At 56.5% G+C, this 10661-nt stretch carries 10 protein-coding genes; 3 read left to right on the top strand and 7 right to left on the bottom strand.

The window, feature by feature from the left end:
• Positions 1-244: 244 nt before the first annotated feature.
• The 7 genes from phaP to ACQ4WS_RS22695 all read right to left on the bottom strand — a co-directional run bounded on the left by phaP (position 245) and on the right by ACQ4WS_RS22695 (position 5616).
• Positions 245-883: a TIGR01841 family phasin gene (gene phaP, locus ACQ4WS_RS22725; protein WP_436479280.1), complete on the bottom strand. Its 639-nt coding sequence runs from the start codon at positions 881-883 to the stop codon at positions 245-247.
• A 278-nt stretch (positions 884-1161) separates the two neighbouring features.
• Positions 1162-1497: a DUF2628 domain-containing protein gene (locus ACQ4WS_RS22720; RefSeq protein ID WP_436479279.1), complete on the bottom strand. Its 336-nt coding sequence runs from the start codon at positions 1495-1497 to the stop codon at positions 1162-1164.
• A 27-nt stretch (positions 1498-1524) separates the two neighbouring features.
• The gene (locus ACQ4WS_RS22715) at positions 1525-1896 is read right to left on the bottom strand and encodes a VOC family protein (protein WP_436479278.1); all 372 of its coding nucleotides are present in this window, start codon (positions 1894-1896) and stop codon (positions 1525-1527) included.
• A 71-nt stretch (positions 1897-1967) separates the two neighbouring features.
• Positions 1968-2573, bottom strand: a complete 606-nt coding sequence (locus ACQ4WS_RS22710) for a pyridoxamine 5'-phosphate oxidase family protein (protein ID WP_436479277.1) — start codon at positions 2571-2573, stop codon at positions 1968-1970.
• A gap of 13 nt (positions 2574-2586) precedes the next feature.
• Entirely contained in the window at positions 2587-3843 is a 1257-nt protein-coding gene (locus ACQ4WS_RS22705; RefSeq protein ID WP_436479276.1) for a YncE family protein, read from the bottom strand.
• Positions 3844-3898: 55 nt separating this feature from the next.
• On the bottom strand, positions 3899-4639 hold the full coding sequence (locus tag ACQ4WS_RS22700) for a creatininase family protein (RefSeq protein WP_436479275.1): 741 nt from the start codon (positions 4637-4639) through the stop codon (positions 3899-3901).
• A 299-nt stretch (positions 4640-4938) separates the two neighbouring features.
• Complete coding sequence (locus tag ACQ4WS_RS22695) at positions 4939-5616, bottom strand: SRPBCC family protein (RefSeq protein WP_436479274.1); 678 nt, start codon at positions 5614-5616, stop codon at positions 4939-4941.
• Between the two features lie 545 nt (positions 5617-6161).
• Between ACQ4WS_RS22695 and ACQ4WS_RS22690 the strand changes: the two genes are divergently transcribed.
• From ACQ4WS_RS22690 to ACQ4WS_RS22680, 3 genes are all read left to right on the top strand, one after another.
• Positions 6162-7232 carry an AraC family transcriptional regulator gene (locus tag ACQ4WS_RS22690; protein ID WP_436479273.1) on the top strand — a complete coding sequence of 357 codons (1071 nt, stop codon included), beginning with the start codon at positions 6162-6164 and terminating at the stop codon, positions 7230-7232.
• A gap of 266 nt (positions 7233-7498) precedes the next feature.
• Positions 7499-8641, top strand: a complete 1143-nt coding sequence (locus ACQ4WS_RS22685) for a nuclear transport factor 2 family protein (protein WP_436479272.1) — start codon at positions 7499-7501, stop codon at positions 8639-8641.
• 17 nt (positions 8642-8658) lie between these two features.
• Positions 8659-10398, top strand: coding sequence for a serine hydrolase domain-containing protein (locus ACQ4WS_RS22680; protein ID WP_436479271.1), 1740 nt, complete (start codon positions 8659-8661; stop codon positions 10396-10398).
• The last annotated feature ends 263 nt before the right edge of the window (positions 10399-10661 follow it).

Raw genomic sequence — 10661 nt, 5'->3', positions numbered from 1 at the left:
GGCTTCCTTCAGATTCGCAGTCACCCGCGACACCCTTGCCGTTCAGCTAACTCTTCCCCTTGTCGGGCGAGTAGAGGACTTTCACCTCCAAGTGAGTGCGCCCTGCCGGGCGCACCACGAAAAAACGCCCGCCCCCTGAGGGACGGGCGCTCTGCCAGAGCACTACGCGCGACGCTGCGCGTCAACCAGCCGCATCTCAAGGCTCGGCCCCCGCATGCGGATTCAGCTGACAGCAGCGGCCCGCTTACTCTTTCCGGCTGGCGCTGCTGCTTTTGTTTTGAGCGGAGCCCGCTTGCGATGCGCTGCCGCTGGCCGAACTTTCGCCGCCGGCCGACTGCTGGCTGCCCTGGTTGCTGACGCTTTGCAGGGTTTGGCCGTCACGGCTTTGCGCACCGCGTTGCTGGTCGCGGTTGCTACCGTTTTGATGGTTGGCCTGGAACGGTTCGGCGACGCGCTGCATGGCTTCGTGCTGCTTGCGCACATTTTTCTCTGTTTCTTCCGCAGCCGTGCGGGCCACTTCTTCGGCCAGGGCCTTGGCAGTGCGGCTCGTTTCATTCACATGACGCTCTGCAACATTGGCCAGTTCGACCTGCGTATCGGCTGCCAGACGCGATACCTGTTGCTGGTACTTGCGCAATTGCTCGGCCGCTGGCTGGCCCGCCACGGCAGCCACCTGGAACACATCTTCAGCGCGCTCGAGCGTCAGCAGATTCTGGCTGGTGGCCGTGATTTCTTCCAGCAAGCCTTGCGCCAGCTGCATGTTCAGGTCACTGAAATGCTGCACCGACTGGAACAGCGACTTCGACAGCCCATTGAAAAAAGCCAGTTGCGCTTCCAGGTGTTTTTTGGCGGCGGGGGTAACACTATGCGAATATGGATACATGGAGTTCCTCATTAAATAGCGGTTGGGTGGACATAAACAGATGGCGGCACCAACGGCTGTCGAACGGTGAGGCAGACGGCCAGGCTACGCCACGAACGCGAAAAACATATCCGATTGGTGGAAAGATGCTTTGCAACGCGAGTCCCAAGGCTACGTGAGCACCGCAGGTGAGGGATGATCTGGATCAAAGGTGCGCTAAGCTGCGCAGAAAGTTTTCGCCGGACGGCTTGCCCTAGCCAAACGTCAGTGACGGGAAGGAAAATCTGTGCCAGGCAAGCTCAACAAGTGACGCCCGCGTCCGGCACGACGGGCTTGTAGCCATGGCTGCGCAGCGAGGCTTCCAGCCAGCGGTTGCCATACCAGCCACGCGCCAACAGGTAACTGAGCTCCGCGGCGGCCATCAGCAGCATCATCGGACCGATGCGCATTTCGGTGGCCAGGTGGCTGCCAAACCACAGGCATGCATCCATCGCCAGCATGAGCAGCAACAGCCACCAGCGGCGCTTGGCCACGGCCCAAAACGAGCCCAGCAACAGGGCCGGCCAGGAAAAACCCGCTTTCACGTAGGCATAGCGGCCGGCATCGTCGGCAAACAGGGTGGCGCTGTGCTTCATGCTGCTCTCTTCTGGTAGTGAACGGTGTCAGGGTTCGGGATGGTGGCAGACAGCTTCGACATTGTGACCGTCCGGGCCCAGCACGAAGGCGCCATAGTAATTCGGGTGATAGATGGCGCGGATGCCGGGGGCGCCGTTATCCTTGCCGCCCGCTTCCAGCGCGGCCTGGTAAAACGCGTCCACCTGGGCGCGGTTGTCCGCCGCGAAAGCGAGATGCATGCCGGCATGCGGCGTGCCGCCTACGCCGAACCAGAAATCGGGCTTGCCATCCTTGCCCAGGCCGACCCAGCCATGCTCTTCCATCACCACCGACACGCCCAAGGGTGCCAGGGCGGCCGAAAAGAAAGCCTTGCTGGCCTGGGCATCGCTGACAGTCAAACCAATGTGATCAAGAATCATGATGGTGCTCCTCGCAGGTAAGGGGACAGGAAATGCAGTATGCGCCAATATTGCCTTTTAAGCAATCAAAACTACAGATCCGGCGCGTAGCGGGCGACCATCTGTTCCTGCGTTTCCTGCGGCCCGCTGCCGCCCGTCTGGTCCTGAATCATCTGCCCCATCGTCGGCAAGACGCAGCGTTCGACCTGGGCCGCGCTGTCCCACAGGCGCGAACGCATGAGGGCCTTGGCGCAATGCAGATACGCCTCGGCCACGTGCAGGCGCATGATCAGGCGCGGCGGGCTGCGCTCGCCGGCGAAGTGCGCCAGCAGCGCCGGATCGTCGCTGAGACTGGCCTCGCCATTCACGCGCAAGGTTTCATCGACGCCGGGGATCAGGAACAGCAACCCCGCCCTGCCCGTCTCGGCAATATTGCTGAAACTGTCGAGGCGGTTATTGCCCTTGGCATCGGGCAGCAGCAAGGTATGAGCATCGAGCACGTGCACGAAACCTGGCGCGCCGCCGCGCGGCGAGGCGTCGAGCTGACCGCCAGCCCCGCCCGTGGCCAGCACGGCGAACGGCGACAGCCCGATGAAGGCGATGCAATGCGGGTCGAGACGGTCGAGCTGCTTGCTCAGTGACCGCCCCTGCGCGGGCGGATAATGCGCGCGCAGTTGCTCCAACGAATCGATTTCCATGCGCTTCCCCAGCCTAGCGCAGGTTGCCCGTATGCCCCAGCGAATAACGGCCCGGCTGCGGCCATACGGTCAGGCCGTGCGGTTCCTGGCCGACTTTCACCTTGGATACGTCGCCGCTGTTCGTGTCGATGCGGTAGACCACGTCGTCGAAACGGCCGGACAGCCACAGGTACTTGCCATCGGCGGACACATTGCCCATGTCGGGGCTGCCGCCGCCAGGAATCGGCCAGTTCGACACGACTTTTTCCGTGGCGAAATCGATCACGCTGACGCTGCCCTTGCCGTTGCGCTTGCCATGGATGCGGTGCGTGCCACGATTGGCCACGTACAACTTCTTGCCGTCACGGCTGGGGTATAAGCCGTGCGCGCCCACGCCCGTCTGGATGAAGCCGATTTCCTTCAGGGTGGCGCCATCGACGATGTGCACGCCATCGGCGTCCATGTCGGCGATATAGAATTTCTTGCCGTCCGGCGAGATGCGTATATCTTGCGGCATGCCCTTCTTGACGCTGCAGATTTCATTTGCCGGGCCGCCCACGGGACCGGACTCGGCAAAGCGCTTGGCCGGCATCTGCAATTTCAGGTAGCCGTCGACCTTGCGGCCCACCAGGTCGATCTTGGCGATGGTGCCGTCGAACTCGCAGGTAAACATGGCGTAGCGGCCGTCATTCGAGAAATCGGCATGGTTGATGCCGCCGCATTGGGGCGTGTCGATCGAATACTGCACCGCCATGGTCTTCGGATCGCGGAAATCGAGGCGGTGGCGCGCTTCTGCCACGACGATGGCCGACTTGCCATCCGGCGTGTAATACATATTGTAGGGATCATCGACGGGCACTTCCTTGCCCGGCTTGCCGCTCAAAGGGTCGATCGGCGTCAAACTGCCCTTGTCCGTGCGCTCGGCATTGTTCGCCACCCACAGGGTGCGCAAGTCCCACGACGGCACGACGTGCTGCGGGCCGCTGCCGACCTTGAACTTGTCGACCACTTTCAGGCTCTCCTGGTCGATCACGTAGACGTCGTTCGAGCGCAAATTGGGCACGTAGACGCGGCGCAGATGATCCTTGACGACAGGACTCATATTGCTGCTGGCAATGCTGCCATACACGTTTTTCGGGTCCACCAGCGGCGGCATGCCCGGCAGCGGAGCATAGGCGGCGGCAGGGGCCGGCGTGCTGGCGCCGGTGACCTGGCTGGCCACGCCCAAACCTGCCAGCGCGGCAGCCAGGGCGGACAAGGTGACGATGGTGCGTCGTTGAGATTTTTTCATGTGATTTCGCGTCGTTTCGTTGCAAAAGCCGGAAGTTCAGCACTTCCAGCAGAAATTATTTATGACGTTGCAGCAGCTGCCTGATGGCGGCCACCGAGGTGTCCACCTGCAGCTTGATACCGATCTGGCCCAGTTCAGCCGTGGCACGCGTGGCGTCGCCGCGCACGCCGTCCGCCACGCCAGGCTTGGGTCCGTGCGCCATGGCCTCGCTGCGCACCAGCGACGGGTCAGTCGCCAGCATCAGCGCCGCGTCGGCCAAGCCCGCGTGCAAGCCAATCTCGGCGCTGCTGTGGCCGCGCTTTTGCAGTTCGGCAATATAGGCCGATTGCGTGATGTCATAGTAGTCGAGCAAGGCGTAAGCGCGCGCATCTTTGGCGGCGGAAGCTTTGCCCCAGGCTCGGTTCAGCCTGTTGGCCACATTCTGCTCGTTCTTCTGGTAGCCGCCATGGTCGCCGATAAAAATGATGTCGCGGAAACCATGCTGGCGCAGACTGGCGGCCGCCCCTTCCAGCAAGGCTTCGAAGGCGGCGGGCGGTATCGATATCGTGCCGGCAAAACGCATGTGGCCGGCCGGCGGCGAAATAGCGCCTTCCGGCACGTAGGAAACGACAGGAGCGACAATGGTGTTGCCCAGCTTTTGCGCAATCTGCCGCGCCAGCAGCCCGACGCGCGCATTGTGCTTGCCCAGCGCGATATACGGCCCGCTCTGCTCGACGCCGCCAATCGGCACCAGCACGGTGGTGGCGCCGTGGTCGATACGGCTGCGCAACTCCGTGCTGGTCAGCTCTTCCAGCATGACGCTACTGGCAGAAGTAGCGGCCTTGACCGGCGCGGTGAGCAGCAGACACGAAAACGTCAGGACGAACAGGGAAACGAGGGGCTTGCGTGAAAGGCGAAGCGTGGATGGCGCACAGGGCGCCGTTCGCTGGGGGAACTGCAAAGTCATAAGCCAACATCTTTCCGAGGTCAAAGGCGCCGTACCCGGCCTTGCCAGGCAAGCTGGCTGCCACGCAAGAATTGTATTCCATCATGACGGGAAGGGCACGTTAATTTGACGCGGCAGCTTGCAAGGAATTGATTAGGGGAAACTATCTATCAAGCGCTTGTCGCGTTAGCCCTGTCCGCCTCGCCAACATGGAGAGTCTCGTTACGTTGCTCTGCATAGGCCTTGAGTGAGCGCATCGTCTTGGGTAACCCTTGCCGGACTTGTTTGGCCACGCCTGGCCCGAACAGAAAGGCAAGTGCTCCGGTGAACCACACGCGGTGAACGACTTCCGATCCGCCATCTACGGCGGCAACCGTGTGCTCGAAATGGATGCGGAACAGGGGGATGTAGCCCTCGACGGTGAACGAGCGGCCTGCAGAGCGCTCGGTAACCAGCATCGCAATACCCATCCCTTTATTGGGAACTATCCGGCCCTGTGTTCCCACCGCGAATGGCCCGTTGAGGCGGGCTTGCTTTGTATCCGGATCCCACAGGTGCCATCGATCGACCTCGCTCCAGATCTGGTCGACGACCGTGGGCGGGACGGCAATGTGGATACTTTCTTTGATTTGCATCAATGGGGATCTCCCTATCATGTTGATAAAAGTCACTGAATCTGCCATCCGGCGTCGTGCAGTGCCTGGGTATTGGTCAGCGGCATGGCATTCATCATGTGAAATATCCACGACAATTGCGACACTCAAAGGATCGTTTTCCGACAGGAACAAAGACAGCTGCTTTTCCTTTGCATCGATAAAAAATATAGCTGCTGCGATTGCAGGATACACTGTTTTTTTAGCATATAAATAGAGTTAGATTCTGGTTATACTTGTCGCAGACAAAGCCGGATCATGATGACAGCCTTATTTGGCGCCAGGATTTAGGGATGCGCCATTGAGCAGGAACCACAAGCTGCCGCCCGTCATGACCGTGAGCCTATTGGATGTTGATAGATTATAAACGCAACACATTGGAGGGTTCAGGAGCTACAGCATCACTCAGCGGATATCGTTTGGCTTGATGCAGAGGATGCTCGCCGTGCATATGATGTAGTGGGCCTTCATGCCACATGGCTACTTTCTAATCGTCTTCGGAACAAACAAGGCACTCACGGCGCGCCGCCGGGAGTCGGTACATACGGTTGCCGGGTCGCCTCGCCGGGCAGCGTATGGTCGATGGCATCGCGGAGAAGCGTTCTCAGCGATGAGCGACTATGCGATGTTGTGCGCTGCTTTCGATTTTTTACGGGCCCCGGCCCATAACGCAGTTAAACGTCACCAACCGACCAGTGATCTCAAGCCAACTACTATTTCTCTTTAGCGCCCTGGGCTCCGTGAATGGCATATTCCTGGCGTTTTACTTTTTCAGCCGGCGCTCCCATCGCCTGACGCATGCCATGCTCGGCGCATTGCTGCTGGCGATCAGTTTTCGCACGGTTAAATCGGCGTTTTACTACTTTAATCCCGACCTTGCCGTCGCGTTTATTCAACTGGGCCTGTCGGCATGCCTGCTGATCGGGCCGCTGACATATCTGTATGTCCATAGCCATCTGGCCGACGTGACAGGCAGTGCCGTCAGCAAGCACTGGCACTTGCATCTTTTTCTGCCCTTATGCTTAATCGGCATCGCCACGCTATTCCCGTATTCGCGCAATACGGACACCTGGTTCTATGCGATGTGCGGCATCCATGCTTACTGGTTTTCTTGTCTGCTATTGGCGGGCATGCAGCTATGGCAGGCGCGCGCCGTATTAGGCCGCGTCGATGGCCGGTTTTCCCGTCAAACGGTGCTCCTGCTCAGCGTTTACTTCAGTAGTGTCCTGATACTCATCGCTTACGTCAGCACGCCATTCACGTCGTATATTATCGGCGCGCTCTCGTTTACTTTTTCTATCCACATCACGATCTTGACGTATATCGTGAAAAATGAAGCGTTGGAAGAGGCAGGCAAGAAGGAAAAATATCACAATAAAAAAATGAGCGACGGCGATGTCCGCGCATTGCTCAATTCCCTCGATAAGGTAATGTGCGAGCAGCAGCTGTATTTGAATCCGGCCTTGAGCCTGGCGATGCTGGCGAAGAAAGTCGGCAACCTGCAAACGACGGTTTCCCAGGTGATCAATGAAAACCTAAATAAAAGTTTCAACCTTTATATTAACGAGTTTCGCATTCAGCACGCAAAAGACCTGTTGATCACGGCATCCCACCTCAATATGGAACTCGTTGCCGAGCGCAGCGGCTTCAATTCCAATTCCACATTTTTTTCCGCGTTCAAGAAGATTACGGGACAAACGCCTGCCAGCTACCGAGCCGTCTTTGCGTCGGTGCCGCTCTCATCCTGTGGCGATGGCGCCGACCGTGCGCCGGCGCCATCGCCACACCATCGCGTCACCAGCGATTCCTGACATACCGCGCCGCACGCAGCGGCCGGTAAGCCCGGTGTGCAGGCCGCCTGAACTTGCGCTTGCGCTCCATCGCGGCCATCGTCGCCATCCCTCTCGAATTATGGATCCGGAGTCCTAAACTGTGGTTTGCGAGCATGGGCTTTCCCGTTCGCTCTAACGTGTCATTCGGCAGCATCGCTTCGTCGCACAGAGTGCGGACTCGATAGCCGCCCGAACAACCGTATTTACCTTCGGCGAATAGGTAATAGTAAAACTCTAGGTAATGTATGAATCAATATATTCTTTTGCGCGCCATTCTCCATATCTTTTTCTCATTTTACATGACCGGGCAGGCGATGGCTGCCACGGCGCCTGCCGCAGCAGGCGCGGACCGGGATCGGATCACAAAAACTTTGACGGACTATATGGATGGAACGGCCAATGGCGAACCAGCCAGATTGAAACAGGCGTTCCATCCTGATTTCAAGTTATACGCGGTAACGGAAGACAATGAATTGCTGATCCGTTCCGGGGAACAGTACATCGCGAAAATTAAGTCAGGCGAAAAAATTAAGCGCATCGGACGCATCGTATCGATCGACGTCGAGAACAATGCAGCCACCGCAAAGGTCGAAATACTAATGCCCAATTTCAGGCTTTACACTGATTATTTCCTGCTTCTCAAATACGCGGGCTCCTGGAAGATCGTGCAAAAGAGTTACACCTGGAAAGCGGTGCCCAAACAGCAAAAAAGGATCTTGTTCGTCACGTCGAACCAGCATACCTATGGCAATACGAAGATCAGCGCGGCCAACCATTTCGAGGAAATAGTCATTGCCTACGACGTTTTCAGGAAAAATGGCTATGCTGTGGATTTCGTCAGTCCCGACGGCGGTGCAATTCCAGTCGGCTACGTCGATACATCGAATCCGACGCAAAAGGAACACCTGTATGACGCCAGCTTCATGGCCTTGCTGAAGAATACGCTGAAGCCCGAACAAATCAATGCCAGCGAGTACCAGGCCGTCTATTATAGCGGCGGCGGGGCGGCCATGTTTGGCGTTGCAGAAAATAAAAAGATTCAGAATATCGCCAGCACAATCTATAAAAATGGCGGCGTCGTCTCGGCCATCTGCCACGGCACGGCCGGCATTGTCAACCTAAAGAATCCCGATGGCGCGTTCATCTTCGCGAATAAGAAAGTTACCGGATTTCCCGATATTTTCGAAGACACGAAAGCCGAATATTACAAGGCATTTCCATTTTCCATCGATAAGGAAGTCAGCAAGAACGGCGGGCATTTTGTCTACTCTAAAAAATGGGGCGACAACTTCTTCATCGTCGACGGCAACATCATCACGGGACAAGATCCGACGGCCACTGCTTCCGTGGCGCAGGAAGTTATCAAGAATCTCCAGCAACACAATTAAAAAGACAGGGGCTGACAATGAACATCCAAACTTTAAAAGCAGCATATTTAATGCTGGGACTCCTTGTATTGCTTCCGTTTTCGGCAAGCGCGAACAACGGCGCCGAAGCAATCCCGATAGAGAAGTTCGACCAGATCGTCAGCGAACTCAATACACCGAACAAGCCGGCATTTGCGATCGCCATTTTCAAGAAAGACAAATTGATATACGAAAAATCTTTCGGAAGCGCCAATCTCGAATACAAGATTCCTGCCACGGTTAATACGAAATTCCAGATCGATACACTTGCCTGGGAATTTATCGCGTACTCCGTCTTGAAGCTCGAAGAGCAGGGCCTGATAAAATTAAGTGACGATATCGGCATGTATGTTCCGGGGTTGCCGGATTTCGGCAAGAAAATCACCGTCAATCATTTGCTGAGCTCGACCGATGGCTTGCACGGATACAAGGTCTTGAAGTCGCTGTCAGGCTGGGAGCCGGCAGGGGCCGAACAGCACAATACCGTCCTGGAACTCGTGAAAAACCAAAAGAAATTGAACTTCAAACCCGGCGACGACTTTTCGCCGGGCGGTGACACGCGGCTGATACTGCTGGCGAAGATCGTCGAAGTCGCATCGGGCAAACCGTTCGATGAGTATTGCAAAAATAATATTTTTGCACCGCTTGGCATGGCGAACACCACGTTCCTCTACGGCGACGCGCCGCCGGAAAACACGGCCGTTCCGTATCGCGATGACGGCAAAGGTACTTATAAAATCGACTATGGCAGCGGAAACGTTCCAGGCCCCGTCAATCTTTACAGCTCGATCCGGGACCTCGCGATCTGGCGCTCCGCCATCTTATCCGACGCGCTCGGCGGGAATGCGCTGGCCACTAAACTCAATGCACCGATCAAGCTTGATGGCGGCGAAATCATCAAGGATATCGCCAGCATTTCGACATACGGACAGCAACACGCCGGCAAGGAACGGGGAATTGCAAAGATTTACCAGATAGGCAGTTTTGGCGGGTACGCGAGCGCGATTTTCCGTTTTCCCGATCAGGAAATTACTGCCGTCGTATTGAGTTCCGGCCTGGCGTACAACGGAATGTACGGCATGCAGATTGCCGCCACGATGTTGAAAAACCATTTCAGCGAGCCTGAAACCATCGATTATTCCAAGATCGAAAGCGTGAAGCTGAGCCGTGCGCAGAGTCAGAAATACGAAGGCGTGTACTGGAACCGCGAACGGGCGCTTGCTGCGAGAGTGCACGTTAAAAATAATGTCTTGTATTACACGCGGACGGAAGCCGATGGCCGCGTGCTGATCCCGTTAAGCGATTCGACTTTCCAAATGAAAATTGACGGCGACGATCATTATTTTATTAAATTCGTGGATAAGAAAGGCAAAATGAATATGCACTTCAGCATGGGGGACAGCGATCCCGTTGTTTTCGAAGCGTATAAGGCAGTTTCCTACGCAGAAAATGAACTGGCCAAATTTACGGGAACGTTTTACAGCGAAGAACTCAATTCCTCTTTCGTTTTTTTGGTAAATAACGGCCAGCTTACGGCCAACAATGTGCGTGTGGGCTCCGTTACTTTCAAGCCCGTCAAGATCGATGTATTTTCCGGAAATAAATCTTTCATGGGCGGCATTCAATTCAACCGTAATAGCAGAAATAAAATTATCGGATTTCAGGTTGTCGTAGACGAGGTGCGGAATCTGGAATTCAAGAAAGTGTGCATCGACGGTAGCTTAGTTTGCGAGATTTGAATGGGCGCGGTTTGGAAAGTACTGATCAATTCAATCTCCAGCGATTTCAAGGCGAAGTAACTGGCTCGACAGATCTGCGATTGAGAAACTCAAAAAATGGGGCAGCCTGAGGCCGCCAAGCCGACAGTCCGCAGGCGAAAGGCAGGCACGGCTGACTAGCGGGGAACGGGGCTGCACCCCACCTTCACTTCCATCCTGCCAGGCCACTTTATTCAACCTTGTCATAGCCGCCGAACATCAACGCCCCCCGATTAGCCAACCCC

Source organism: Janthinobacterium leeuwenhoeki (genome assembly GCF_051380795.1).
Classification (GTDB): domain Bacteria; phylum Pseudomonadota; class Gammaproteobacteria; order Burkholderiales; family Burkholderiaceae_D; genus Janthinobacterium.
This window is presented reverse-complemented; position numbering and strand designations above follow the sequence as displayed.